This is a genomic window from Reyranella soli (assembly GCF_007992495.1).
Taxonomy (GTDB): domain Bacteria; phylum Pseudomonadota; class Alphaproteobacteria; order Reyranellales; family Reyranellaceae; genus Reyranella; species Reyranella soli.
This window is the reverse complement of record NZ_BKAJ01000018.1, coordinates 76,244-101,410: the sequence shown is the minus strand read 5'-3', so window position 1 is coordinate 101,410 and position 25,167 is coordinate 76,244. Positions and strand designations below refer to the sequence as shown.

The following is a 25,167-nucleotide window of genomic DNA, read 5'->3' as shown; positions in this document are numbered from 1 at the left end:
GAGCTTGCTCGCCTTGCCTCCGGCCGACAATGCCGCCTCAGGATCGGCCGGAATGGCGTTCCGCCATGTAGCGACCAGGGGAAGTGCCAAGCGTCTTGCGGAACATGGTCACGAAGCTGGGCACGCTCTCGTAGCCGAGGTCGGCGGCCACCTGCTGAATCGACGCACCGCCGGCCAACCATTTCACGGCAAGCATGACGCCGAGTTGCTGGCGCCAGCGGCCGAAGCTCATGCCTGTCTCCCGGCTTATCAGTCGCGCCAGGGTCCGCTCGCTCATGCCCGCGCGTTTCGCCCAAGCCTCCAACGTTCCCCGATCCGCCGGCGAGGCTATCATCAGGTCCACGATCCTGCGCAGGCGGGAGTCGGTCGGCATGGGCAGATGAAGGTCCTCGATCTGTGCCGCCGCGAATTCGTCGAGAAGCACTGCCACCAGCCGCGAGTTCGCGCCATCTTCTTCATAGAGGGCAGGCAGGTGCGCGGAACGGACCAGGAGCTCGCGCAAAAGAGGCGTCACCGAAACGGCACAGCAAGCCGCCGGCAGGCGCGCGTCGACGTGCGGATCGACGAAGGCGTTGTGCCTTCGAGTGCGCCGCTTGCCTTGATGGCATGGAGCGCCCCGCCCGGAATCCAGACGGCGCTGCGCGGCGGCACGATCCACAGCCCGCCTTCGACTTCGCAACTGAGCGCGCCGCGCTGCACGAGCAGGATCTGTCCCTTCTTGTGGCGATGAAGGTCCAGCTCGATTCGTCCCACATCCGCCGTCGCGAAGCCAAAGGCGACGATCGGACGGGGTACCTCATCGGGATCGGTCCATTCGGAGGCCTCGGGCAGGTCGCTCAGGATAGGTATGGTCGTTTCCGCTCAGATGCCGATTGGCTGAATCGAATAACAATATGTCCAGACTTCGCAATGACGCCAAGGCCTGCCCCCTGTACGCCATCGGCGAGCAGGAAAGGAAACATCGTGAATGCGCTGAGCAGAGGGCCTGTCGCCTGGATCTTGGACCGGCTTCATCGGGAAGGTGAGATTGCGGACCGCGAGCATGTCCGCGCGATCATGGCGACTATCGAAGCCTCCGGCACGACACTGGAGCAAGCGGCCGCGCAGATGATCGCCGAGGAGCGCGCCGACTACCGGACGATCTATCACGGCTACGCCGACAATTTCCTTGCCGTCTCGCCGACCTATGGCCGCTTCCTTTACGCTATCGCACGCGCCTGCAAGGCGACGCGGATCGTCGAGTTCGGCACATCGATGGGGGTTTCGACGATCTACCTGGCTGCTGCGCTCCGGGACAACGGAGGTGGTCAACTCATCGGTAGTGAACTCGAACCCGCCAAGGTGGCGCGGGCGCGGGCCAATCTCGACGCGGCGGGCCTTGCCGATCTGGTGGATATCCGCGAAGGCGACGGGCTCGAGACGCTGTGCGATGTCGACGGCGAGGTCGATCTGCTGCTGATCGACGGCGCATTCGCCCTCTACCTGCCGGTCCTCAAGCTGGTCGAACCCCGGCTGAAACCCGGAGCGGTGGTGCTCGGGGAAAACGCGTTCGACCCGGGATATCTCGAATATATCCGTAATCCCGCGAACGGTTACGTCTCGCAATCGCTTCCGCTCGACGAAGGCCGCGGTAACGAGTTCACCGTAAGGGCCTCGTGATGCTCGCCAAGCTGCTGCGCCTGCTGATGAAGCACGCCGCCGTCATTGCGTCCGAGCGGCTGGCCGATCGTTTTCGATTGATCACGCTCGAAGGCCCGGCGCTGGCCGGCGGCGCCTGAAGCAGCAGGCGGTCCCGGCGACACGCGTCGTGACAAAGGCGTATTGGGCACCTGGAAAAGCCGGTCTCGATTGATCCTCGCCGGGCGTCAGGCGTCAAGCCGGCGTCTTCCTCATCAGGGACGAGCGCTTGCAATGGGCCACCAGCTCGCCGTTCTGGTTGAAGGCGCGGTGGGCGAAAATGACGATGCCCTCGCCGGGGCGGGACTTGCTCTCGCGCATCTCCAGCACTTCCGATTCGACCCGCACGGTGTCGCCGTGGAACAGCGGCTTGGGAAAGCGCACATCGTCCCAGCCGAGGTTGGCGACGGCGGTGCCCAGCACGGTGTCGCCGACCGAGATGCCCACCATCAGGGCCAGCGTAAAGCAGCTGTTGACCAGCCGCTGGCCGAACTCGGTCTCGTTGTGGCAGTACTCCTCGTCGAGATGCAGGTAGGAGGGATTGTGCGTCATGGCGCTGAACCAGACGTTGTCGGCCTCGGTGATCGTGCGGCGGATCGGGTGCTTGAACACCTGACCGACTTGGAATTGATCGTAATACAGGCCGGGCATGCGCTTCTCCCTATGACGTGCCGTCCGATGCTGGGTCCTGGGCGAGTTCCTGACGCAGGCCGGGCTTGTGGATCTTGCCGGTCGGCGTGCGCGGGAATTCGCTCGCCGCGCGAAAGGCGAATCGTGTCGGCACCTTGTAGCTTGCCAGTCGCTCGCGGCAGAAGGCGGTGATCGCCGCGGCGTCGTGCTCAGTGCCGGAGCGCATCTCGACGGCGGCGGCGACGATCTCACCCTTCAGCCGATCCGGCACGCCGACGACGTGAGCCTGCACGATGTCGGGATGCTGCAGCAGCACATGCTCGACCTCGAGCGGCGCGACATTGACGCCGCCGGTCTTGATCATCTCCTTCAGCCGGCCGCGGAAGCGCACGCGACCGTTCGGTTCGATCGAGCCGAGATCGCCGGTGAGGAACCAGCCCTTGTCGAATGCTTCGGCGTCGAGCTCCGGGGCGCGGAAGTAGCCTGGCGTGGTGTAGCCGCGCACCGCCAGCTCGCCGATCTCTCCCGGCGGCAGGGGCGCGCGGGTCGCCGGATCGACGGCGCGGACAGTCATACCCGGCAGCGGCAGACCCTGCGTGACGAGCCTGAGCTCGAGCGGGTCGTGCGCGTCGGTGACGGCGCAGTTACCGTAGGTCTCGGTCGAGCCGTAGACCGTGCAGAGCTCCGCGGCGCCCAGCGCCTCGATGGTGAGCGTGATGTCCTCCGGCGGGCCGATGGTGAGGCCGGTACGCATGGCGCCCAGCCGACGCCCGGGGTGATCGGGATGCTCGAGAAGGGCGCGCGCCATGTTGGCCATGCCGTAATAGACGCTGCAGCGCTCGCGCTCGATCAACGCCAGCGCGGCGCCCGGCTCGAACGCCTCCTGCAGCACCATGCAACCGCCGTGGGTCATGATCGCGGGCATCGCGTTGGCCGAGCCGAACGACCAGAACAGAGGCACTGCGAGCCACAGCCGGTCCTCGGCGGTGAGATGCTGGCGCTCGCCGATGTCGAAGCCGTTGGCCAGCAACGGGCCGTGCGCCAGGGTTACGCCCTTGGGCGCGGCGGTCGAGCCCGAGGTGTACAGGATGAAGCAGATGTCGTCCGGTGTGACGGCAGCCTGCGCCTTCTCCAGCGCAGCGAGGCCGGCGCCGCACGCCAGGAACTCCGTCGGGCCGAAGGCGCCGGGCGTGGCGAGGCGGTCGAGGACGACGACAGTGCGCAGTGCCGGCAGCGCCGCGCTTTGCAAGGCCCCGGGCGGGCAGCGTGCCAGCTCCGGGCACAGCTCGCCCAGCGCCTGCAGGAAATGCCGGTCGCGGAACGTGCTCAGCATGATCAACGCCCGGGCTTCGGAATGTCTTAGCGCATAGGCGAGCTCGCGCGGGGTGCTGAAGGTGCTGATGGCCGCCACCGGCGCGCCGAGCTTGGCGGCGGCGAGGGCGGCCACCACCCATTCGCTGCGGTTCGAGCACAGCAAGGCCACCCGATCGCCGCGGCCGATGCCGCGCGCGAGCAGGGCGCGGGCGAAATCGTCGGTGCGCGCCTTCAGCGCGGCGACGTCGAGGCGCTCGGCGCCGCTGACCAGGGCCGGCGCCTGCGGCGTCGTCGCCGCCAGCTCGTCCAAAAGATCGCCGAGGGTGCGGCTCTGCGGCCGGGTCGTCGTCATCAATACCGTGGCTGGCGCTTTTCGCGGAACGCGGCGATGCCCTCGGCGAAATCGGGGCTGGCGCGCACGGCATCGCCCAGCTCCTGCTCGAGCGCCTCGCGGGTCAACGCGTGGTCGGCGATGGTGCCGCTGACCTGGCGCTTCACCGCCTGCACCGCCGAGGGGCTGTTGGCTGCGATCATCGCCGCCGTCTCCAGCGCCCAGTCCATCAGCTGCTCCGGCGGCAGCACACGGTTGACCAGGCCCAGCGTCGCCGCCTGCGCGGCATCGATCAGGCGCGCCGTCAGCAGCAGGTCCATGGCATGGACATGGCCGATCTGCTGCACCAACTTGATGGCAGCGCCGCCGAACGGGTAGATCGACCACCTCACCTCGGTCAGGCCGAAGCGCGCCTTCGGCACCGCGGCGCGGATGTCGCTGGCCAGCAGCAGCTCGACGCCGCCGCCGATGCAGTCGCCGTTCACCGCGGCGACGATCGGCTTTTTGTAGGCGTCGGTCTTCAGCAGCGCGTGGCTCACCATGCGCGCCATCTCCGGGCCGGCCGACAGGTCGCCGCTGACATCGGCGCCAACTGAGAAGGCGCGCTCGCCCGCGCCGGTGACGACGATGCAGCGGCTGTCGTCGCGCTCCAGCTCGTCCCACAGGCGGCCGAGCTCGGCCAGCATCGGCCGCGTCATGGCGTTCATCTTCGGCGGATTGTCGATGGTGATCAGAGCGACGTGCCGGGCCGGCCGGCTGAGGTGGATTTGCGTCATGCGGGCTCCAGCTCGACCACGATCTTGCCGTGCGCCTGGCGGTCGGTCAGCAGGCGGATCCCCTCGACCGCGCGTTCCAGCGGCAGGCGGTGGGTGATGCAGGGTTTCAGCTTGCCCTCGCCATGCCAGCGCAGCAGTTCCGCGACCGACCGTTCGAGCTTGTCCGGCGCGTGCCAGCGGAAATAGCGCAAGGACGAGCCCAGCGCGGAGCGATGCTTCACCAGGAGACGATTGGCCGGGATCTGCGGCACGCCGCCGACGAAGCCGACCAGCAGGATGCGCCCGCCCCAGCCGAGCGACGACAGCGCCGCATCGAACAGGCTGCCGCCGACGGGATCGAAACAGACATCGGCACCTTTGTCTCCGGTCAGCGCCATCACCCGCTCGGTCAGTTTCTCGCTGGCGTAGTTCACCGTGGCGTCGGCGCCGTGCGCCGTGGCCACGGCCAGCTTCTCCGCCGTGCTGGCCGCCGCAATGACGCGGGCGCCCATGGCCTTGCCGATCTCGACCGCGGTCAGGCCGACGCCGCCGGCGGCGCCCAGCACCAGCAGCGTCTCGCCCGGTTCCAGCCGACCCTGCCAGCGCAACGCCACGTGGCTCGAAATGTAGGCGATCGGGAAGGCGCCGGCCTCGGCGAAGCTCAGGTCCTGGGGGATGACGTAGGTCTCCGCGGCCGGCGCCACGGCATATTCGGCCAAGCCGCCATAGGCCAGGATCGCCATCACCCGATCGCCGGGCTTCAGGTTATGCACGTCGGGGCCGCATGCCTCGATCACGCCGGCGGTCTCCAGCCCGGGACTGAACGGCAGCTCGGGCTTGGTCTGGTATCGCCCGGCGACCATGATGGCATCGGCGTAGTTGACCGCCGTCGCCTTCACCCGGATCAGCACCTCGTCGCGACCGGGTCGCGGCACCGGTGCCTCGCCGACCTGCAATTGCTCGATGCCGCCCCATTGGCGGCAGATCAACGCGCGCATGCTCGACGCTCCTCAGCTGGCCCCGATGATGGCGGCCGGCGGCTGGCCAAGGCAAGGCGATCTCTGCATCTGCGGAATTTCACTCATATCGGCAGTCTTGGCCCGGAACTCGCGGCTGTATGATCGCCGGCAACAGGGAGGCATGCATGGACGATGTGCTGCTGGTCGAGACGCGGGGCGCCATACGGCTTCTGACCTTGAACCGCCCGAAGAAGCTGAACGCGCTCAATGCCGATCTGATAGAGGCGCTGACTGCGGCGTTGCTCGCCGTCCAGCACGACGACTCGGTTGCCGCCGTGATCATGTTCGGTGCCGGACGAGCCTTCTGCCCGGGGATGGACACGTCTTCGCCGCGTCTGCTGACCACGGAGAACCGCAAGCATCTGGTGCAGCATGCCGACAAAAGCATCGACCTGTTCAAGCTTCTGGCGCGCATCGACAAGCCGATCATCGCGGCGGTGCACGGCTATGCCCTGGGCGCGGGCTGCAGCCTGGCCGTCGGCAGCGACCTCGTCGTGGCCGGCGAAAGCGCGCGCTTCGGCTTCCCTGAGCTGCGAGCCGGGCTGACCGCTTCAACGGTCACGGCGCATGCCGTGCATGTGATGGGCCGCAAGATCGCGTTCGAGCTGTTGATGCTGTGTGAGAACATCACGCCGCAGCGGGCTTATGAGCTCGGTCTCGTGAACCGCGTGGTGCCCGACGACCAGCTCCTGCCGGCGGCTCTGGCGATGGCCGAGATCATCGCCAAGTGGAATCCGGAATTCGTCGGCCAGACCAAGCGCACCTTCCATCGCGCGGCGTCGCTCGATATCGAGCAGGCACTGGAGATGGCGCGCGATATTTCGGTCATGATGGCGCGCTTGCCGGCGAGTGAGGCCAACTGAGGAGGCGATCATGCTGGAAACACGGGAAGGCGGATGCCACTGCGGTCGCGTGCGGTTTCGCGCCGAGGTCGACCTCGATGATATGTCCAACTGCAGCTGCTCGGTCTGCACCAAGAAGGGCATGCTGCACCTGAGCATGGACCTTGCCGCCTTCCAGCTGCTGCGCGGCAAGAGCGCGCTCAAGTCCTACACCTTCGGCACCGGCGTCGCGCAGCATACCTTCTGCTCGCATTGCGGCATGCATCCCTTCTACATCCCGCGCTCGCAGCCGCACCGCATCATCGTCAATGCCCGCTGCCTGGACGAGATCGACGGGCCCAGCCTGAAGCCCACCCGGTTCTTCGACGGCCGCCACTGGGAGGAGGCGCAACGTCGCCGCATCGCGGAGTCCGGCGATGTGCTGCCAACCGATGCGCATGGCGCCAAGACGCTGCAGGCGATCCTCGCCAAAGCTCCGGAATAGGGGGCCCCGGAATAGAGGCCGCTAGAGACGAATAACCCGAGGCGCCGCGACATTCATGCGGATCACGCCGCGCCAGCGGCCGACCTTTGCGGCGTTGCGGTTGGCCATCGCCAGGACATCGCGATTGTAGGCGAGGCGTTTGATTTCCTTGTTGAGCTTCACATAGAGCTCACCGGGGTAGCGCAGATGGTTGGCGACGAGGTCATCGAGGAGGAATTGCCACTCTGCCGGCGTCCAATAAACAGGCGGGTCGCCCCGCTCGTTGAACGTGGTGTTGCAGACGGTGATGAGGTCGAAGCGTCCGCCCAGGTCGGGCAGCGGCCGGTAGGGCTCGACGCGGGCAATCGTCCGCTGCACGCCGAGGCAGGCGGTAATGCCCTCGTAGAGCGGGTTCTCGACGTCGATCGCGACGACGTCGTGGCCGAAGTGGCGGCAGACGAAGGGGAAATGACCGCCGGCGGTGCCGATGTCCAATATGCGCCGCGGCGGGCCCCGGTCCAGCCCGAGCTCGCGGGCAAGCAGCAGCTTCAGCAGCGTGAAGTAGGCGACATCGAGGTATTTGTAGCCTGACGCGGGATCGGCGGTTCGCATGGCCTCCGCATGCTCGGTGCGCAAGGCATCGAGGCGTGCGCTGTCGACGCGCGCCATGAGCGCCCGCAGATTGTCCAGGGTCTCCGCGTCCCACTGCGGTCCTCTCAGCGCTTTCTCCAGGACCGACAGTTGCTCGGGAATTGTCTTGAACGGGTCCATGTGCCGCTCGGAGACAATCCTGAAGGGATTGTTGCGCCACATCCGCTTCCAGATCCTGTCAGCTGGTCTGGGACCGGGTCGGGATGATGGGGGCTGTGGCGGCTTGGACCCTGTCTTCACCAGGTCGTGGTCGCGCTTTGCCGTTTCGGCTTGCCGCTCGAGCACGACGAAGTACCTGGCCCCGCTGGTCCACTTGTCGACAATAGTGCAGCCCAGCCGGCGCGGCAGTTCCTCGACCAGCGTTTCGCCGATATAGATCGGCTCGCCCGGGCGCACCGATGTCTGCACGTCCGTGCCGTAGCGCTGGGCCGTGAAGTAGAGGCGACCGCCGGGTCGCAGCGCGTCCAGCAACTTGGCCAATGCATCGAGCGGGCGTTCGACATGCTCGAACGCCTCGGCAAGGATGATGAAGTCGATGCTGCTGCGCGGGGCATGGACTGCAGGTCGTCGTTGTCGATGTCGAATGCGTGGGCCTCCAGGCCCAGCTTGCGCATGTGCTCGACATATTTCTCGGCCAGCTCGAGGCCGATCAGACGCTTCCAGCGTTGCGGCTCTCGCTTGCGCGCAACCTCGAGATACTGCCCGATGCCGCAAGCAGCATCGATCATGGTCGTGGCATCGCTCGGGATCCAGCGGCGCAGCCTGTCGTAAAGCTGCTCATAGGCCTTCCACTCGGCTGACCGCTGCATCTTGCGGATGTAGTGATCGCTGCCGCGATACGTCGCCTTCTCGTTGCCGGAGACGGGATTGAGGAAGATGCTTTCGCAATCGCGACAGAAGCCGAAGGCGAAGACCGGCGAAGGAACCTGCAGTGTCGGGATCTGGGTGAAGTAACCGTCGAAGACTTTCAGCGGCTCGCTGAGGTCGGTCATCGGAATGGCCCACAGCGGCGAGAAGTCTGCCGAGTGGCAGACCGGGCATTGCGTCAGCCGCTTGTCGGCCGAGTGCGTGGCAATGGCGGTGCGCCGGCCCGTCACCGGAAGCTCGATGCCGACGCTACCGGCGCGGCTCATCGCGAGTTCCGGCGTTGCCGACCGATGGCCGCGCTCGCCGATCGACCGGCTGCGGAAGCGCCAGTACTCGTAGGGCTCGTCGACGACGAGCTTCTCGACCAGGCTGAAGCAGCGCGCCGTCACCTCGGCGAAGAAGGCCTCGCGCTCGGCCTTGGCATCGCGCGGCACGCCGAAGCGGGCAAGATCGAGGATCAGCTCGTCGAAGGCGGCCGCGGCCGCGATCATGGCGCCCTCGTGCTCCGCACAGTAGGTGCTCGTGATGTTGGTCGCGACGCAGATGTTGAGCTTGCCTGGCACGAGGTGGGCGTCGCGGAAGACTTCGGGAAAAAGTCCTTCGACCAGACGCAGGCGCTTGCGCAGGGTCGGGTAGGTGCGGGCCTGCTCGCCGGCGTGCCAGCTGCAGCCGGCGTGACGGGCGGCGTTGCCCTCGTAGGTCGTGACGTTGAAGCCGAGGCGGGCAAGCAGGATGGCAAAGCCGCCCCAGCCGCTGCCGATCTCGACGATGTGAGTCGCGGCGACCGGGTAACGCTCGGCGATCGCGGCCGTCAGCGCCAGCTCGTAGGGTTCGAGCGGCGCATGGTTCACCAGCTTGCTGAGATAGAGCTCGTCGGCGGGCAACCCGGCGTCCCGCGTTCCCATCCATCTCCCGTGCAGGCCGGTCAGCTCTGAAATGAATCCCTGCACCGTCGCAGCCTCCTCGGCAGCGGCGAGCATCTTGTCGAGCAGGGGGGCGTCGACCGTCGGTGCAGAGGTGCTGTCCACGGGTTACTTGGCCAGCGTGTCCTTGTAGATCCGCCCGTCCTTCATGATGATCAGGAAGTTCTTGGTCGGGTCGGCCACGAGCGCGATGTTCTCCAGCGGATTGCCGTCGACCAGCAGCAGGTCGGCGAGAGCGCCTTCTTCCACGACACCGAGCTTGCCGGGATAGGGATTTCGTTTGCCCGACAGCGCCAGCAATTCGGCGTTGGTGCCGGTCGCCATGGCGAGCGCTTCGGCCGGCGTGTACCAGCGGACGAGCGACGCCAGGATGGCGCCCTGGCGCTGGGCGAGGGCGCGCGAGAACAGGACGTCGGTGCCCCACGCCGTCTTGATCTTGTACTTCTTGGCCAACTGGTAGGTCCTGTCGATGCCGGGCCAGACCTCATCGGCCTTGGCGCGCTGGACCGTACCCTCCGCGAGACCCGTCCGCATCTCCTCAGGAAGCGGCTGCAGGCTTAACCATATGCCTTTGTCGGCCATCAGCTTGGCGGTCGCTTCGTCCATCATGAAGCCGTGCTCGATGCACTTCACGCCGGCGGCGATGGATCGTTGGATCGCTTCCGTAATGAAGGCATGCGCGGCAACATAAGTGCCCCAGTTCTCGGCCGCTTCGACGGCAGCCCGCAGCTCGGCCTCGGTGAAGGTAGTCACGTCGAGCGGGCTGTGCGGCGACGAGACGCCGCCGCCCGCCGTCACCTTGATCTGCGAGGCGCCCTGCATGAGCTGCTCGCGCGCTCGCACCCGCATCTCGTCAGGGCTGTCGACGACCATGCTGCCGCCGGCCTGCTCCTGGCGACTGAGGGTGCCGAAAGCGCGCGGCAAATCGGCGGGCGTGCGGAAATCGCCGTGTCCGCTCGTGACTGTGAGCATGGCGCCGGATGGATAGATGCGCGGGCCCCGGACGACGCCTTCGTCGATCGCGCGCTTGAGGCCGAAGACCGGCCCGCCGACATCGCGCACGGTGGTGAAGCCGCGCATCAGCGTATCGGTCGCCTCCTCGCCGGCCAGGAGATTGTTGTAGCCCACATCGCCCATCATCTCGGCAGGGGTCGTCCGGATCAGCATCGCGTGCCAGTGCACGTCGATGAGGCCGGGCATCAAGGTCCGGCCGCCGCCGTCGATGATGCGGGTGTCGGCCCGGCGATCGACCGCGATGGGCTGCGCCGAGATTTTCTCGATCTTGTCCCCGCGCACCAGGACATTGGTGGCCGCGGAGAGCGTCGCGCCCTTGCCGTCGAAGACGCGGACATTTTGGAAGAGTGTCGTGCTGGCCGGGTCCGAAGGCGCTTGCTGCGCCAGGCTGGCCTGGCAAAGGCCGATCGAGAGTGTCCAGGCCACTGCATGAGCGAAAACTTCCCTGAGCTGCACCATCGACGCCCTCCTGGTTCGGGAGATACTAGCCCTTCAGCTCCTCGAGGTCGCCCAGCATCGTCGGAATCCACTCTGCGATCGTGGGATGAATGTGCATGGCGCGCTGCAGGGTGGTGTAGGGTGCCTTGGCGTACATCGTGTCGAGCACGCAATGGATCGCCTCGTCTCCGCTCTGGCCGAGGAACGACGCGCCCAGGATCTCCCTGGACTCGGCGTCGACCAGGATCTTCATGAAGCCCTCGGTCTCACCCTTCTCGAAGGCGCGCGAGACGTCTGCCATGTCGGCGCGGGCGACCAGCGCGCGACGGCCGCGCTTGCGCACCTCGGTCTCGGTCATGCCGGCGCGGCCCAGTGGAGGATCGGTGTAGAGCGCATAGGCCAGGATGCGGTCGCTGACGCGCCGCTTGTCGCCGTCGAGCAAGTTGGCCGCCACGATCTCGTAGTCGTTCCATGCCGTGTGGGTGAAGGCGCCGCGCCCGTTGCAGTCGCCCAGCGCCCAGATGCCGGGCACGCTGGTGCGGAGCTCGTCGTCTACCTCGATGTAGCCGCGCTCGTTGGTCTTCACCCCGGCGCGGTCGAGGCCGAGGTCGTCGGTGTTGGGCCGCCGGCCGATGGCGACCAGGAGGTGCGAGCCCGCAACCTCGGGCGCCCCCTCGATGCAATCCAGTCCGATGACGATCTCGTCGCCGCGCTTGGCGGCGCGCAGGCACTTGGCGCCGGTGCGCACCGAAATGCCTTCGCGGCTCAGGAAGGCGGCGACCGCCACCGAGACATCCTCGTCCTCGCGGCCGATGAGGCGAGGGCCCATCTCCACGATCGTGACCTCGCTGCCGAAGCGGCGATACATCTGGCCGAACTCCAGGCCGATGTAACTGCCGCCGACGATCAGCAGATGGCGCGGCACGAAATCGACATCCATCATCGAGCTGTTGGTGAGGAAGGGGACCTGGTCGAGGCCGGCAATGCCCGACGTCGTGGCGCGGCCGCCGACATTGAGGAAGATCTTGTCCGACTGCAGGACCTCGTTGCCGACCTCGACCTCGCGCGCCGAGCGGAGCCGCGCATGGCCGGTATGGACCGTGCAGTTTTCGAGGTTCCTGAGCGAGCGTTCGACGCCGCGAGTCGAGGCGCCGGCGACCTCGTCCTTGCGCGCCTTGACGCGCTTCATGTCGACCTTGATCTCACCAGCGGTGAAGCCGTAGTCGGCGCCGCGGCGCGCCACGTGCATGGCGTAGGCGCTGGCGACCAGCGTCTTGGTCGGTGTGCAGCCGGTGTTGACGCAGGTGCCGCCGAAGCGGCCGCGTTCGACGATCGCTACCTTCATGGCCGCGGCCGCCAGTCGCCGCGCCAGCGCAGGGCCTGCCTGTCCCGTTCCGATGATGATCGCGTCGTAGGTCGGCATGGCGTTCTCCCATGGGCGTTGCCTGCGATAGATCATTATAATGGTGGGAACGGCTACTGCTATCGCAGCTACCGATAGGCGGCCGCCGGCTGCTGCTGCTGCTGAGGCAGCGGCGGGCTGTCACCATCTGCTTTCAGGAAGTCCGTGATCCGATCCGGCCAGGGCTGGATGCCGTTCTTCTGCAGCAGGAGCGCGACCTGGCTGCGATGGCCGGCAGCATGCGTGGCGACGTGCAGCAGCATCTCGCCGCGCGTCATGCGCGCGGCCTCTCCGTTGGAGAAGGAGAACGCGACCGGCTCGTCGACCTCCTCAGGCTGCAGCGCATCGGCATAGTCGGCATACCAGTCCGCCGTGGCGCGGGCCTTGCCGGCCAAAGCGCCGAGGGAGGGCAGCTCGGCCGAGCGCGGCGCCTGGTGGCCGTGTGGCTGGCCTTCGAGATTGTGTCTGAAGATCTCGTCGACAGCCTGGATATGGTCGAGCAGCCGGCGGATCAGGACCTGGTCGTCGTCGGGAATGCGCTGGAGATTCTCGGCGATGACGGCATGGAGGCCGTTGGTCGCCCAGCGCTTCTGCTGGATCAAGGTGCGGTAGGGGAGAGTGAACATCGTCGTTCCTTTCCGTTGCCTGTCTTCCGTTGCGTGGCTGGAATTTGCGAGCTATGACTCGCATTGTCTACTCGCATTGGCCGACGACGTTTCCATGCCGCGCGCAATCCCGACGATCCCGCGAAAATCAGCGTCCCAGGAACGATCCCGGGCGACGGTGGAAGCGCTGCTCGATGCCACCGCTCGCGTTCTCACCAGGGAGGGATACGATCGCGCCAGCACCAACCGCATCGCCTCGGTGGCCGGCGTCAGCGTCGGCTCGCTCTACCAATACTTCCCCAACAAGGAGGCGCTGGTGGCGGCGCTGGTCGCGCGCCACAACCGGGAAATCCTGGAACTGGCGCGCGATGCCTTGAAGGAAGTAGCGTCGCTCGACCTGGCGGCGGCGGTGCGCGCGATGGTGCGCGCGGCGGTCGACGCCCACCTGGTCGATCCCGCCCTGCATCGCATCTTCGCTGAACAAGTGCCGCGCATGGGCCAGCTCGCTAAGATCGAGGACTTGGAGCGGGAAACCTTCCTGTTGGTCAGGAGCTACCTGGAGGCACGGCGCAAAGAGATTTCGATCCGCGACCTCGACACTGCGACGTCCATCCTGGTGACCACCGTCGAAGCCCTGACCCATCAGTTCGTCATCAACAAGCCTGATGCGATGGACGGCGACCGCGACCGCTTCATCGACGAGGTCACGCGGCTTATCTTGGGCTATCTGGCGCCGCATCGCACCGCCAAGCCGCGTAAGTGAGTTTTTAGCATGCCCGACCAAGCCGACCTCCTGCCCGACAGCACCGCCATCCGCGTCGCCCTGTGGCGCGCCCTGCATGTGGAAGTCGATCCGCCGCCGCATGTGCTGGAGGACGTGGTCGGGCTCGCGCTGGCGGCGCCTGATGCGGCCCGGCGCGAGCGGCCCGACATGAATCCGCAATTCATAAAGGCCTTCCGCGCTTCGATCGTGGCCCGCGCCCGCTTCATCGAGGACCTGGTGGTCGAGCAGGCTCAGCGCGGCGTCGGCCAATACGTCATCCTCGGCGCGGGTCTCGACACCTTCGCCCAGCGCCGGCCCGAGATCGCCGCGCGGCTCAGCGTGTTCGAGGTCGACCGGCCGGGACCGCAGGCGTGGAAGCGCCGGCGCCTGGTCGAGCTCGGCTTCGGCGTGCCCGATTGGCTGCGGCTGGTGCCGGTCGACTTCGAGGCAGGCGATGCCTGGCTGCAGAAGCTGGTGGCCGCCGGCTTCGACGCGGCAAAGCCCGCCGTCGTGGTCTCCACCGGCGTCAGCATGTACCTGACCCGGGAGGCCGTCATGGCTACGCTGCGCCAGGTGGCGGCGCTGGCCACCGGCTCGACCTTCGTGATGAGCTTCCTGCTGCCGCTGGAGATGGCCGACCCCGAGGTGCGTCCGGGTCTTGAACGCGCGGTGCAAGGCGCGCGGGCCAGCGGCACGCCCTTCATCAGCTTTTTCATGCCGCAGGAGATGCTGGCGATGGCACGCGATGCCGGTTTCAGGGAGGCGCGGCATGTCTCCGCCGCCATGCTGGCCGAGCGCTACTTCGCCGGCCGCAGCGACGGGCTCCGGCCGCCCAACAACGCCGAAGAGCTGCTGGTCGCGATGGCCTGATCCAGGGCTATCCGGGTTCCTTGCTCAGCGAGCCGATGCCGAGCGAGCCGTCGCCCGCCGGAGAGGGCGCGTCGGCCGCAGCTTCGCTCTCGGCAGCCGCCGGCGGCGCTGCGCCGACGTCGTCCAAAAATGTCGCCGACGGCACGAAGAACAGCGTGCCGGTCACCGGCCGGCTGAAATCCAGCAATCGGTCGTAGTTGCCGGGCGGCTTGCCGACGAACATGTTCTCGAGCATCAGCTCGATCTTGCGCGGCGAGCTCGTATAGCCGCAGAAATAGGTGCCGTACTCGCCCTTGCCGACCTCGCCGAACGGCATGTTGGCGCGCACGATCTTGAGCTCCTGGCCGTTCTCCTCGATCACCGTCAGTGCGTTGTGGGCAAAGGAGGGTTTCGTCGCATCGTCGAGCTCGATGTCGGAGAGCTTGGTGCGGCCGACGAAGCCTTCCTGCTGCTCGACCGGGACGGCGTTCCAGCCTTTCAGGTCGTGCAGGTACTTCTGCACGATCACGTAGCTGCCGCCGGCGAACGCCGCATCCTCTTCGCCGATCACGGTGGCGTCGAGCGCCTCCTGGTCGACCGGGTTCTCGGTGCCGTCGACGAAGCCCAGAAGGTCGCGATTGTCGAAGTACTTGAAGCCGTGCACCTCGTCGGCCACGGCGACGGCGCCGTCGAGCCGCGCCATGATCTGGCTCGCGAGCTCGAAGCAGAGGTCTATGCTGGCGGAGCGGATATGGAACAGGACGTCGCCCGGCGTGGCGATGGCATGGTGCTGGCCACGGATCTCGCGGAACGGATGCAGCTCCTTGGGCCGGGGCGCGCCAAACAGCCGGTCCCAGGCGTCGGAGCCGAAGGCCATGACGCAATTCAGCCGGCTGTCGAGATCGCGGAAGCCGGCCGAGCGCACGAGTCCCGACAGGTCGGCCGTGAGGCCGCGCACGGTCTCCTCGTGTTCCGCCCCGCCGTTGATCGTCACGACCAGGAACATGGCGGCACGCGTCAGCGACGCGGCCACCGGTTGGGAATTCGTCGACGGCACACGGCGCTCCATACTGACCTGATCGGGACGCCGCTATTTTAGGGCAATCATTGCCGCCGTGTCATGATCTTGCCGGAGCGCGGAGCTCCAGGTCCGCATCATGCTCATGAGCGGACCTGGAGGTCCGCGCTCCGCATGAGCCGGCCGGAGGCCGGCGGTCCGGAAGAAACCTCAGCTCCGCCGTGACATGATGGCGTCGAGGGTCGTGCGCAGTTCGGCCGCCGCCACGGTCTGGTCGCTCTCCAGGCGGGTTGCTGCCTCGGGGGGAAGAGGGGCCACGCGCTCGGCGTTGGCCATCGCCGTCTCGCCGGCCGCGTACTGCCCGTCCTGCAGGCATTGCAGCGCGGCGATGACGTGATAGCTCTCCCGTCGGTTGGGCGAGCGCCGGGCGCGCTCCAGCCCTTTCACGAAGCGGTCTATGCGTTGCGCCAGGGCGAACTGCCCGGCCGCGTCTGCCGTGGTGTCGTCACTCATGCCATGCAGTTGGTCGGAGCGGGGCGCGCGGTCAAGTCCCGATCGCTTGCCCCCGATCACTGGCGACACTCAACTCCGCTCGTCGGCGTCGCCGTTGCTCTCCAGCTTGCGACGCAACGCCGCGATGACGCGGTGGGCGCTCTCCAGGTCCTTGGCCGTCAGGCCCTCGGCCAGGCCGTTCACCCACGGCGCCTGCAGGCGCATGGCGGCCTCGTAGGTGCTCCTGCCCTTGTCGGTCAGCACGACGAGCTGTGCCCGCCGGTGATGCGGGTTGGCCGCGAAGGCGGCCAGGCCCTCCGTCACCAGGTCGTTGACGATGCGCTGGACGTTCTGCCGGTTCGCGCCGAGGTCGCGCGCCAGCCAGGCCACCGGCTGCGGCCGCTCGGCGGCGACGATGCTGCCCAGGATCTGCCAGCGCGCGCTGGTGAGCCCGAGATCCGCGACCAGCCGGTCGCCCGAGGCGAGCATGCGGCTGTTCAGCCGGAACAGGTCGAGCATGAGGCCGGTGAGGGCGGCGCCTGCCGGCGTGCGCTTGGTCTTGGACATGTCGGCTCTATATGCTCGTATTGACATCATAATGTCAAATGGCTAGATGCTCCTATAGTACCAAATTGACATCATGCCTCCAAACTCCAGGAGCCTTCCATGCTGCGTCCCCTCGACCCCGCTTTCCCGATCGACCGCCAGCTCGCTCTCGATGCCTCTCCCGTCGTGCTAGTGAACGTCTTTACCCTCGACAAGGCCGACGAGCCGACTTTCCTCGCCGCCTGGCAGGGCGACGCCGCCATCATGAAGCGCCAGCCGGGCTTCATCTCGACCCAGCTCCACCGCGCGATCGGCGAGAGCCCGACCTATCTCAACTACGCCGTCTGGGAATCGACCGCCGACTTCCGCGCCGCCTTCGCCAACCCGGAGTTCCGCGCCAAGCTGTCGGCCTATCCAGCCTCGGCCGTCGTCTCGCCGCACCTGTTCCAGAAGGTGGCCGTGCCTGGGATTTGCGTGGGCTGAAGCGGCGCCATCGGCGACGAGGCGCATTTGCGCATATCTGGCGGACTCGCCCTTGCAACCTATGGTTTTCGTCCGTCATCGAGCGTAAGATCAGGTTGCAAGCTACAAGACAAAAAGGAGTGCGCGCTCATTTGGCATGGAGGCAGTCATGCCGAACCCGAATGCGCTTGTTGCCCGCGTCAGCCGAGTTGGCCCCACGGCGCCAGCCGCGACACCGCCCACTGTGGCGGTCGCCGCCGCGCCTGAACGCATAGCCATCGACTTCGAAGGCGACCGCTCGGCCGTGCTGCCGCCCGGCCGGCGCGCACGCACGTGGCGCGACATGCTGGAGTTCACGCGCACCTCCAATCTGCCGGCCTATGTCGAGATCGACCCCGAGACCACGGTCATCACCCGCGTCCTGATCCCGTTCCGGGCGCGGGTCCTCACGCTCCAGAGCGTCGGCGAGAACATCGAGGTGACGTTCGTCGAAAGCCACGCCCGCCATCACCTGCTGCGCTCCAATCCCGACTTCCAAGACATGCTGAACAAGCTCGAGGGCGGCCGCATCGACGGCATCGAGCTTCTGGTGACGGCAAGCCGCGACGAGCACGAGATCATCGACGTTCGCCCGCCGCCAACCGGCGATCCCGCGGTCGACGCCTATGAGGACCCGCCGCCATCCGTCGTGAGCGAGGCGCAGGCGACGCAGCTCTTCAACGACATGGCGGCGCTCACCTGCGATCCGTTCACCGTGCCGTCGCCCTGCATCCCCTTCCTCTTTCCCGACGACGGCTGCTACGCCCGCGCGCACGAGATGTGCCGCCTGATGCGCCTGCAGGGCATCGAGGCGGAGAAGATCTGGATCTTCGGCGGACTCCACCCGGCCACCTCCAACCATCCCGACTGCGCCGTGGGCTGGTGGTATCACGTGGCGCCGACGCTCTTGGTCAACACCATGGCGGGCACCGAGAAGCGCGTCATCGACCCGTCGCTCATGAGCGGTCCCGCGACCGAGAACGACTGGCGCACCCGCCAGGCCGATCCCGCCGCGACCTTCGAGTACACCGACCAGCGGCCGTTCTGGCCGCACAACGGCGGCAACGACGACGACTATTCGCTGACCAACCAGTACCTGCAGGAGAAACGCCTCCTGTTGCAGGACCGCGTCAACGACTACGGCGCGCTGCCGTTCGCCTGCCCGATCGTCAAGCAGCTGCAGTTCATCGTCGACCGCAGCACCTTCGGCCAGGACGAGGCCACGGCGATGCTGGCCAACGCCAACCCCGCGGTGATCCACGCGGCGCTGTTCATCACCCTCGACGGCTTCACGCCGCAGGAGCTCGGCATCACCGCGGCGACGCCGACCATGCCGCCGTCGATCAAGCCCGCGCTCAACGTCAATCCCGTGCCGGCCCAGATGGAGATCCGGGCGGCGCAGATGTCGCTGGAGGATCCGGTGCACCTGATCCGCCGCCAGCGCATCACCTGGATCTACGAGGTGCGTTTCACTGGCACCGGCGCCTTCGGCTTCGTTGGTGACACACAGACGCTCAACCTCACGGCCACGATGAGCGGCCAGGCGGCCAGCGCCTCGCTGCTCCTGATCAAGCAGCCCAACCCGTTCGAAATCGACGGCCAGACGCACTGGCTGTCGACCGACCTGCGCGTCTTCCAGATCAACCAGGGCCAGTCGAAGTTCGCCGCGACCATGGGAGCGACGCCGGCTGACGCGCCGGCCTTCATCCAGCAGGTGGTCAACAACCTCAACAGCGGCGCGACCGGCGGGCAGACCTTCGACAACGACCTGTCGACCAACCAGCAGACCTCAAAGCTCGAGCTGGCCGAGGCGGTGAGCGGCACCAAGGTCTTCAACTTCGCCGTCGCCCGCGTGCGCTACATCGGGACCTTGCAGGCGGCCGACGTGCGTGTCTTCTTCCGCCTGTTCCCGGTCTCGACGACGTCGCTTGCCTACGACACCGCCACGGCCTACCGGCGCGGCGGCATGGGCGGAACGACCGTGCCGTTGCTTGGCCTCAACGGCGGCAACCTCGCCAGCATTCCCTGCTTTGCCGCGGCCCGCGTCGATTCGGCCACGACGGCGCTCGACGCCCAGACCGATGCGACGAACCTCAAGACGATCCCGGCGAGCCCGACCGAGCGCCATGTCTATTTCGGCGCTTGGCTCGACATCAACCAGACGGCGCCGCAGTTCCCGTTGAACGCCGCGCCGCCCGACGGCCCGTGGGCGGCCAACCGCAAGAGCGTGCAGGAGTTGGTGCGCGGCCAGCACCAGTGCCTGGTCGCCGAAATCGTTTTCGATCCGGCGCCGATCCCCAGCAACGCCAATCCCGGGACCTCCGACAAGCTGGCGCAGCGCAACCTCGCCATCGTCGAATCGTCGAACCCCGGCGTGGTGGGCTCGCGCCGCATCCCGCAGACCTTCGAGATCCGACCGACCTCGGACCGGCTGCCCGCCGAGGCGCTGGCCGATGAGCTGATGATCGACTGGGGCCGCACGCCGGTCGGCAGCATCGCCACGCTGCACCTGCCGACGATGAACGCCGAGGAGGTGCTCGAGATGGCGGCGCGGACCTATCGCACCGACCATCTCGCCCTGATCGACGAGCACACGCTGCAGATCCGCACCGGCGGCATGAGCTGGATCCCGTTGTCGCGCGGCGTCGACGTCAACGTTCCGGGCATGCTGACGATCGACCTGCCGCCGACGGTGCGCGCCGGACAGGCCTTCACCGTGGTCGTGCGGCAGGTGACGGGGCAGGTGGCACGGGCGCCGGGCGTCGTCGCGCTTGCTGCGGCGACCGGCCGCTTCGGCCGGCACGTGCTGGGCAGCTTCCAGATCACCATCCCGGTGCGCCACAAGGAGGTCCTGCTGGCGCCGGAGCAGCGCCTGCTGTCGACCCTGCGCTGGATCGAGCGCTCGATCCCGTCGAACGATCGTTGGTACACGACGTTCCAGCGCTACGTCCGCCAGGTCGCTATGCGCGTCGATGGCCTGGGTGGCGATTCGACAGCGGTGACGCCGTCGCCCTCGGGCGATTGGCAGGTGCCAGGGCCGGGGCCCGGACCGGGACCGACGACGCCCGGCAGCGTGACCTGCCGTTCGTTCGCCATCACCGTCGCGGCGCTGCTGGCGATGCTGGTCATCCTCCTCGGCATTGGCACCAGCGCGGTGCAGATCGTGCTCGCGGTGCTGGCCTTGGTGCTGCTGGTGGTCGTCGGGCACGGGTGGGTGACGACTTGTCGGCCGAGCATCGGGCGTCTGCTGATGACGCTTGGCCTGGGGCTCGTCGCCGGCGTGATTCTGCTGCTGCTGTTGCGCGCCGGCGGTCCGTGAGGTGAGGTCGCGCGGCCTACGGTAGCGGCACGGACGGATTGCAGCAGCGCCCGAGCATCTGCCGCTATGACCGAGATCGCGCGCGTCCGATCATCCGCCATGCGACCTCGCCGGCGCTTTTCCGAAGCGCGTATTCGTTCAGGTATGCGCGCAGAGGAGTCGAGAGCGCCCTCGTCATCGCCTATCTTATTGGCGGTACCACCCACGTACCACGACGACGAAGGCCCGGCTCCCACACCCCATATCCACTCCCGCCGGGCCTTCTTTTCGTCTGCACGAGGCGGACGGAACGCTCCGCCGCACCGTGCGCTCATGATCATGAGCCGCGCCGTCCGGAAGACGGAAACGTTACACGTGTGTCTGCGACCAGAGTTGCGTGAACGCACCCAGATTGCTGTTGGCGATTCCCTCTGTCGCGACTAAGTGGCATCCGTTGCTTCGTGTAGCGTTGAGGTGTTGCCATGTGGATCAGTCCGATCAAGACGCCTGTCATCGTCCAAGTCGATTTCGGACCATGGGGGCAGAACCTGCCGGGCGACGGCGAGGCATACTGCGGTCCGACCTCGATCGTGATGGGCCTCTACTGGCTGTCGGCCAACGGCTTCACCCAGGTCGCGCCGAGCGTCTACAACGGGCAGGACGACCCCGCCGCGGTCAACCTCGAGCTGGTCGTCGCCGGGCTGGTCGGCACGTCGTCCGAGACCGGTACGGGCGGCATGGACGGCGTCACCACCTACCTCGCGGCGTGCGGCATCACCATCACGGCGGACCAGAACCCGGGCATCGCCAATCCGGACCTCGACTGGATCGTTACGCACGTTGCGCCGAACGTCGCAAGCGATCCCGAGTCGATCGTGCTCGCCCAGTTCTCCATCGGCTGGTACTCGCAAGATCAGAGCGATCCGACACTATGGGACAACGACGGCGGCCACGTGCTCGTGCCGATCGGCATCGTTCCTGGCGGCCTGCTGCTGAACAATGCCTACCCGGCATCGTTCTACGACGTGCCCAACCTGCCGGAGAACGGGCAGCAGGTGGTGCAGATCGTCCCGGTGCCCTCGGGCCTGACCTTGCAGAACCTGAGTCTGCCGTCGCAGGACTACACTCAGATCCTGAGCGGCAACAAAGGCAGCAACGGCAGCTACGCCGTCCTATGGGGCGCCGCCACCTGGATCATCCCGTCGTCGGCCCGTCCTGCGATTGAAGGCTATCAGCCCGCGATCTGGACGATCGACGCGCCCCAGTACATGTACACGAACGGCGGCAACCTGCCGGTCCTGGCGCCGGTCACTGGAACTGGAAGTTTCCTGAAGGACGGCGATGGCGTCCTGCTGCTCACCAACACCAATCAGCTGAGCGGCGACAACGTCGTGAGTGGCGGCATCCTGGCCAGCACCCAGACCTCGGGCGCACCGTTCGGCACCGGCTCGGTGACCTTGGAGGGCGGCGGCTTGCAACTCGGCGTCGATGCCGATGTCGCGGTGGCGGCCACGATCGCCTCGGGGGCCGGCGGCACGCTGGCGATCGACGCGGGAGCGGGCCGCCTGATCCTGACCGGTACCGGCAGCTTCGCCGTCACGATCGGCGGCAACACCGACGGCAGCACAGCCAACCTGACGCGCCAGGCGGCTGGCACCCTGGTGCTGGCGCCCGGCGGAGGGACCGCGGCGCTCGGCGCGACACAGCAGGTGGTGGTCGCCGGTTCGGACGGCAACCTGCCACCCGTCAGCAATAGCATCGTGGCGCCCTGGCTGCTCGGCCAGGACAGTGACGCGGCAAGCTCCGGCGTCTTCCTCGACTACAACGAGGCGGGATTCGACCCCGCCACCGTCACTCTGTCGAGCAACGTCGGCATCGGCTCGCTGTCGGGCGACGACACGGTCTACGATGTGGTCGACACGCAGACCCTAGAGGGCGATGCGGCCGCGACGGTTGCCGCGCTCGAGATCGACAACGGCGAGGTCGCGGGGGCCGATGCGACGTTGACGGTCGGCAGCCAGGTCAGCGGCGATGTTGCCGGCGTGATCTTGAACGGCGGCACGAGCACCGTCGGCACCCTGGCGTTCGGCGCGTCGGAGGCCGTGATCTACACCAGCAACGACGGTGGCGTGATCACCAGCACGCTGAGCGGTTCGGGCGGGCTCACGACCTTCGGCCCGGGCTCGCTGTTGCTCAGCGGCGACAGCGAGAGCACGCTTACCGGCCAGGTCACCCTCAATGCCGGCACCCTGATCCTTGCCGGCAGCACGGGCTCGCCCAGCGGGTGGGGCGACATCACGGTCAATGCCGGGGCGACGCTGCAGGTGTTGGGGGCTGGCGGCTTCGTCGGCACCACCGTGACTGTCGAGTCATCGGGCATCCTGGACATGAATGGCGGCACGCTGACGTCCGATGTCGACGTTACCGCGATCGGCGCCAACTATGGGAGCGACCCGGGCGGCATTCTCCAGGGCAACGGCACGGTCGCCGGCACGGTGAACATCGGCGGCGTTGTCCAGGCGGGTCCCAATTCCGGCGTCCTGACGTTCGGCAACGACACGACCTTTCAGGAGAACTCGGCGCTCTATTGGCAGCTGCAGGGCTATCACGACGACGAAAGCCAGGCGCCGCCAGGCACGTGGTGGAACGTGCTGACGTTCAATTCTTCCAACAGCGCGATCGGCGCCCAGGGTGCCGCCATCTCGCTGTTCGTCGATTTCAGCAAGCTCGACGGCGATCCCGATGGCGGCAACCCCTTCTGGCTGAAGCAACGCACCTGGACGTTCATGAACCTGACCAACGGCGTCGCCAGCGCCTGGTGGACCTACGCCAACTTCTCGTTCCTGTCGGGAGATTTCATCACCCTTCCGTGGAACGATAGCGTGGTCCAGCTGCAGTGGAATCCGCTGGCGACCAGGCGCACGCCCGATGAGCGACGGCGGGCGGAAGCGCTGGGGCGCCGCAGGCCCGTCGGGCGTCCCGTCATCCCGAGCCGAGCCGCCTGAAGGGCGGCGTAGTCGAGGGGCTCGGCTCCGGTCGGGAGGTCGGGGCTTTGCAGCGCTGTTGCGTATCGGTGGTCCGTGAGGTGAAGTCGCGCCTTCAGCGTATGGCGGGGGAGACGGATGGCGAAACTAGTTCGGCGAAAGCGTCTTGGTGTGGAGGACGCTTCGCTCGTCGACGTGGTCGAGGCCCTGGGCGAGGGAACGGTCACGGCGAGCGGCCTCACCCGCGCGTACCTGGCGCGCATCAAGGCCTATGACCAGGGCGGACCGCGACTCAACTCCGTTCGCGAGGTCAATCCCGATGCGGTGAAGATCGCGGCGCGCCTCGACGGCGTGAAGCCGTCGGCGCGCCAGCCGCTGGCCGGCGTGCCGATCCTGGTCAAGGACAACATCGCGACCGGCGATCGCCAGCACACGACGGCCGGCTCGCTGGCGCTGGCGAGCGCGCGCGCCCGGGACGACGCGCCGGTCGTCAAGCGGCTGCGCGACGCGGGCGCGGTCATCCTGGGCAAGGCGAACCTGACGGAATTCGCCAACATCCTCGCGATCGACATGCCCTCGGGCTACAGTTCGCTGGGCGGGCAGGTGAGGAACCCCTATGTCCCCAAGCTGGTCGACAAGCGCGGCATCCCCGTGGTGCTGCCCGGTGGCTCGAGCGGCGGCTCCGCTGTCGCCGTCGCCGCCGGCCTGTGCGCGGCGGCGGTCGGCACCGAGACCTCGGGCTCGCTGCTCAGCCCCGCGACGCAGAACGGCCTTGTCACCGTGAAGCCGACGGTCGGGCTCATAAGCCGCGCCGGCATCCTGCCGATCTCGCACAGCCAGGACACGGCGGGCCCGCTGACGCGCACCGTGCGCGATGCGGCGATCCTGCTGAACGTCATGGCGGCGCGCGATCCCATGGATCCTGCGACGCGGCCGATGAAGCGGCCGAAGGACTACACGTCTCACCTCGACAAGGACGGCCTGAAAGGCGCGCGCATCGGCGTGCCGAGCGACCCCGACGATCCGTTGAACGACGTTTACTTCGGCAAGCTGACGCCGCGGGCGAAGGCGGTGATGAAGAAGGCGCTGGCTGTCCTGGCGGACTGCGGCGCCATCCTGGTGCGGGCCAGCATCCCGACCGCCGGGTGGATCGGCGGGCCGGGCACGACCATGACCGTGCTGAACCGCAATCCGCTCAGCCGCACCCAGGGCAATCTCGCCACGCCACCGATCGTGTTCATCTATGAGCTCAAGCGCGATCTCAATCTCTACCTGCGCCACTGGGCCGTCGGCACCAGGATCAAGACCATGGCCGACATCATCGCCTTCAACCAGCGCAACGCGAAGAAGGCGCTGCGCTTCTGCCAGGACCTCTTCCTCGCCGCCGAGGCCACGCGCGGCGATTTGTCGGAACTGGAGTATCGGTCAGCGCGGGCCATGGACCTGCAGTCCGCCAAGGTGCTTGGGCTCGACGCCTACATGGCGCGGCACAAGCTTGATGCCGTGGTGTTTCCCGGCGTTGCCGGCTGCGCCATCGCGGCCAAGGCGGGCTATCCCAGCGTCCAGGTGCCGGCGGGCTTCACCAACGGCGTCAACGATCGAAAGACGCCGGACTTTCCGATCGGCGTCACCTTTACCGGCGGCGCCTGGAGCGAGGCGACGCTGCTGCGGCTGGCCTATGCCTACGAGCAGGCTTCGATGATGCGCCGTCCGCCGCCGGGGTTGCCGGCGCTTTAGGGGCAACCCGACGCAGCACGAGCCGTTCTCCTTTGTGACAACGGCTTG

Annotated in this window: 21 protein-coding genes and 1 pseudogene; 10 read left to right on the top strand and 12 right to left on the bottom strand. The window is 67.2% G+C overall.

From position 1 onward, the window contains the following. Positions 1-37: 37 nt before the first annotated feature. Positions 38-849 (bottom strand): annotated as a pseudogene (locus RSO01_RS05170) (AraC family transcriptional regulator). Between the two features lie 114 nt (positions 850-963). Here RSO01_RS05170 and RSO01_RS05165 point away from each other — a divergent pair. Next, on the top strand, positions 964-1,659 hold the full coding sequence (locus RSO01_RS05165) for an O-methyltransferase (RefSeq protein ID WP_174825915.1): 696 nt from the start codon (positions 964-966) through the stop codon (positions 1,657-1,659). A 213-nt stretch (positions 1,660-1,872) separates the two neighbouring features. Here RSO01_RS05165 and RSO01_RS05160 read toward each other — a convergent pair whose 3' ends face one another. The 4 genes from RSO01_RS05160 to RSO01_RS05145 are packed head-to-tail and all read right to left on the bottom strand — an operon-like array spanning position 1,873 to position 5,705. Next, a complete protein-coding gene (locus tag RSO01_RS05160) occupies positions 1,873-2,328 on the bottom strand; it encodes a MaoC family dehydratase (RefSeq protein WP_147146884.1) in 456 nt (151 codons plus the stop codon). Between the two features lie 10 nt (positions 2,329-2,338). Further along, positions 2,339-3,973: an AMP-binding protein gene (locus RSO01_RS05155; RefSeq protein WP_147146882.1), complete on the bottom strand. Its 1,635-nt coding sequence runs from the start codon at positions 3,971-3,973 to the stop codon at positions 2,339-2,341. Further along, the gene (locus tag RSO01_RS05150; RefSeq protein WP_147146880.1) at positions 3,973-4,728 is read right to left on the bottom strand and encodes an enoyl-CoA hydratase/isomerase family protein; all 756 of its coding nucleotides are present in this window, start codon (positions 4,726-4,728) and stop codon (positions 3,973-3,975) included. The genes RSO01_RS05155 and RSO01_RS05150 overlap by 1 nt, the downstream gene beginning before the upstream one ends. Next, on the bottom strand, positions 4,725-5,705 hold the full coding sequence (locus tag RSO01_RS05145; RefSeq protein ID WP_147146878.1) for an NADPH:quinone oxidoreductase family protein: 981 nt from the start codon (positions 5,703-5,705) through the stop codon (positions 4,725-4,727). The genes RSO01_RS05150 and RSO01_RS05145 overlap by 4 nt, the downstream gene beginning before the upstream one ends. A gap of 146 nt (positions 5,706-5,851) precedes the next feature. On the opposite strand from RSO01_RS05145, the gene RSO01_RS05140 reads away from it, so the two are divergent. After that, positions 5,852-6,589 carry an enoyl-CoA hydratase/isomerase family protein gene (locus RSO01_RS05140; RefSeq protein WP_170302856.1) on the top strand — a complete coding sequence of 246 codons (738 nt, stop codon included), beginning with the start codon at positions 5,852-5,854 and terminating at the stop codon, positions 6,587-6,589. 10 nt (positions 6,590-6,599) lie between these two features. Beyond that, positions 6,600-7,052, top strand: a complete 453-nt coding sequence (locus RSO01_RS05135) for a GFA family protein (protein WP_147146874.1) — start codon at positions 6,600-6,602, stop codon at positions 7,050-7,052. Between the two features lie 21 nt (positions 7,053-7,073). On the opposite strand, the gene RSO01_RS50295 is transcribed toward RSO01_RS05135, so the two are convergent. Next, the gene (locus RSO01_RS50295) at positions 7,074-8,396 is read right to left on the bottom strand and encodes a methyltransferase domain-containing protein (RefSeq protein WP_170302855.1); all 1,323 of its coding nucleotides are present in this window, start codon (positions 8,394-8,396) and stop codon (positions 7,074-7,076) included. Positions 8,397-8,503: 107 nt separating this feature from the next. On the opposite strand from RSO01_RS50295, the gene RSO01_RS49820 reads away from it, so the two are divergent. After that, complete coding sequence (locus RSO01_RS49820; protein ID WP_170302854.1) at positions 8,504-9,484, top strand: hypothetical protein; 981 nt, start codon at positions 8,504-8,506, stop codon at positions 9,482-9,484. A gap of 96 nt (positions 9,485-9,580) precedes the next feature. Here the strand turns inward: RSO01_RS49820 and RSO01_RS05125 are convergent, their stop codons facing one another. The 3 genes from RSO01_RS05125 to RSO01_RS05115 all read right to left on the bottom strand — a co-directional run bounded on the left by RSO01_RS05125 (position 9,581) and on the right by RSO01_RS05115 (position 12,952). Further along, a complete protein-coding gene (locus tag RSO01_RS05125; protein WP_147146872.1) occupies positions 9,581-10,945 on the bottom strand; it encodes a metal-dependent hydrolase family protein in 1,365 nt (454 codons plus the stop codon). Positions 10,946-10,970: 25 nt separating this feature from the next. Continuing rightward, on the bottom strand, positions 10,971-12,347 hold the full coding sequence (locus tag RSO01_RS05120; RefSeq protein WP_147146870.1) for an FAD-containing oxidoreductase: 1,377 nt from the start codon (positions 12,345-12,347) through the stop codon (positions 10,971-10,973). Between the two features lie 68 nt (positions 12,348-12,415). Continuing rightward, on the bottom strand, positions 12,416-12,952 hold the full coding sequence (locus RSO01_RS05115) for a DinB family protein (RefSeq protein WP_147146868.1): 537 nt from the start codon (positions 12,950-12,952) through the stop codon (positions 12,416-12,418). Here RSO01_RS05115 and RSO01_RS05110 point away from each other — a divergent pair. Together RSO01_RS05110 and RSO01_RS05105 are read left to right on the top strand one after the other, a co-directional pair. After that, the gene (locus RSO01_RS05110) at positions 12,945-13,694 is read left to right on the top strand and encodes a TetR/AcrR family transcriptional regulator (RefSeq protein ID WP_246158096.1); all 750 of its coding nucleotides are present in this window, start codon (positions 12,945-12,947) and stop codon (positions 13,692-13,694) included. The genes RSO01_RS05115 and RSO01_RS05110 overlap by 8 nt on opposite strands. Before the next feature lie 9 nt (positions 13,695-13,703). Beyond that, the gene (locus tag RSO01_RS05105; RefSeq protein WP_147146866.1) at positions 13,704-14,564 is read left to right on the top strand and encodes a class I SAM-dependent methyltransferase; all 861 of its coding nucleotides are present in this window, start codon (positions 13,704-13,706) and stop codon (positions 14,562-14,564) included. A 7-nt stretch (positions 14,565-14,571) separates the two neighbouring features. Here the strand turns inward: RSO01_RS05105 and RSO01_RS05100 are convergent, their stop codons facing one another. The 3 genes from RSO01_RS05100 to RSO01_RS05090 form a co-directional block, all read right to left on the bottom strand. Then, positions 14,572-15,612: a Dyp-type peroxidase gene (locus RSO01_RS05100; protein ID WP_147146864.1), complete on the bottom strand. Its 1,041-nt coding sequence runs from the start codon at positions 15,610-15,612 to the stop codon at positions 14,572-14,574. A gap of 159 nt (positions 15,613-15,771) precedes the next feature. Next, a complete protein-coding gene (locus RSO01_RS05095) occupies positions 15,772-16,074 on the bottom strand; it encodes a hypothetical protein (RefSeq protein WP_147146862.1) in 303 nt (100 codons plus the stop codon). Positions 16,075-16,143: 69 nt separating this feature from the next. Next, positions 16,144-16,620 (bottom strand): MarR family winged helix-turn-helix transcriptional regulator, encoded by a 477-nt coding sequence (locus RSO01_RS05090; RefSeq protein ID WP_147146860.1) that lies wholly within the window; start codon positions 16,618-16,620, stop codon positions 16,144-16,146. A gap of 99 nt (positions 16,621-16,719) precedes the next feature. Between RSO01_RS05090 and RSO01_RS05085 the strand changes: the two genes are divergently transcribed. The 4 genes from RSO01_RS05085 (at position 16,720) to RSO01_RS05070 (ending at position 25,119) form a co-directional block, all read left to right on the top strand. After that, positions 16,720-17,082 carry an antibiotic biosynthesis monooxygenase family protein gene (locus tag RSO01_RS05085; RefSeq protein WP_147146858.1) on the top strand — a complete coding sequence of 121 codons (363 nt, stop codon included), beginning with the start codon at positions 16,720-16,722 and terminating at the stop codon, positions 17,080-17,082. A gap of 148 nt (positions 17,083-17,230) precedes the next feature. Continuing rightward, entirely contained in the window at positions 17,231-20,419 is a 3,189-nt protein-coding gene (locus RSO01_RS05080; protein ID WP_147146856.1) for a protein-glutamine glutaminase family protein, read from the top strand. 461 nt (positions 20,420-20,880) lie between these two features. Then, positions 20,881-23,403, top strand: a complete 2,523-nt coding sequence (locus tag RSO01_RS05075) for a beta strand repeat-containing protein (protein WP_147146854.1) — start codon at positions 20,881-20,883, stop codon at positions 23,401-23,403. A gap of 150 nt (positions 23,404-23,553) precedes the next feature. Beyond that, on the top strand, positions 23,554-25,119 hold the full coding sequence (locus RSO01_RS05070) for an amidase family protein (RefSeq protein ID WP_246158093.1): 1,566 nt from the start codon (positions 23,554-23,556) through the stop codon (positions 25,117-25,119). Positions 25,120-25,167 lie beyond the last annotated feature (48 nt).

Coding starts and splice junctions, on each gene's coding strand:
- RSO01_RS05160 (WP_147146884.1), bottom strand. CDS start 2,328: ATGCCCGGCCTGTATTACGATCAATTCCAAGTCGGTCAGGTGTTCAAG.
- RSO01_RS05155 (WP_147146882.1), bottom strand. CDS start 3,973: ATGACGACGACCCGGCCGCAGAGCCGCACCCTCGGCGATCTTTTGGAC.
- RSO01_RS05150 (WP_147146880.1), bottom strand. CDS start 4,728: ATGACGCAAATCCACCTCAGCCGGCCGGCCCGGCACGTCGCTCTGATC.
- RSO01_RS05145 (WP_147146878.1), bottom strand. CDS start 5,705: ATGCGCGCGTTGATCTGCCGCCAATGGGGCGGCATCGAGCAATTGCAG.
- RSO01_RS05140 (WP_170302856.1), top strand. CDS start 5,852: ATGGACGATGTGCTGCTGGTCGAGACGCGGGGCGCCATACGGCTTCTG.
- RSO01_RS05135 (WP_147146874.1), top strand. CDS start 6,600: ATGCTGGAAACACGGGAAGGCGGATGCCACTGCGGTCGCGTGCGGTTT.
- RSO01_RS05125 (WP_147146872.1), bottom strand. CDS start 10,945: ATGGTGCAGCTCAGGGAAGTTTTCGCTCATGCAGTGGCCTGGACACTC.
- RSO01_RS05120 (WP_147146870.1), bottom strand. CDS start 12,347: ATGCCGACCTACGACGCGATCATCATCGGAACGGGACAGGCAGGCCCT.
- RSO01_RS05115 (WP_147146868.1), bottom strand. CDS start 12,952: ATGTTCACTCTCCCCTACCGCACCTTGATCCAGCAGAAGCGCTGGGCG.
- RSO01_RS05105 (WP_147146866.1), top strand. CDS start 13,704: ATGCCCGACCAAGCCGACCTCCTGCCCGACAGCACCGCCATCCGCGTC.
- RSO01_RS05100 (WP_147146864.1), bottom strand. CDS start 15,612: ATGGAGCGCCGTGTGCCGTCGACGAATTCCCAACCGGTGGCCGCGTCG.
- RSO01_RS05095 (WP_147146862.1), bottom strand. CDS start 16,074: ATGAGTGACGACACCACGGCAGACGCGGCCGGGCAGTTCGCCCTGGCG.
- RSO01_RS05090 (WP_147146860.1), bottom strand. CDS start 16,620: ATGTCCAAGACCAAGCGCACGCCGGCAGGCGCCGCCCTCACCGGCCTC.
- RSO01_RS05085 (WP_147146858.1), top strand. CDS start 16,720: ATGCTGCGTCCCCTCGACCCCGCTTTCCCGATCGACCGCCAGCTCGCT.
- RSO01_RS05080 (WP_147146856.1), top strand. CDS start 17,231: ATGCCGAACCCGAATGCGCTTGTTGCCCGCGTCAGCCGAGTTGGCCCC.
- RSO01_RS05075 (WP_147146854.1), top strand. CDS start 20,881: ATGTGGATCAGTCCGATCAAGACGCCTGTCATCGTCCAAGTCGATTTC.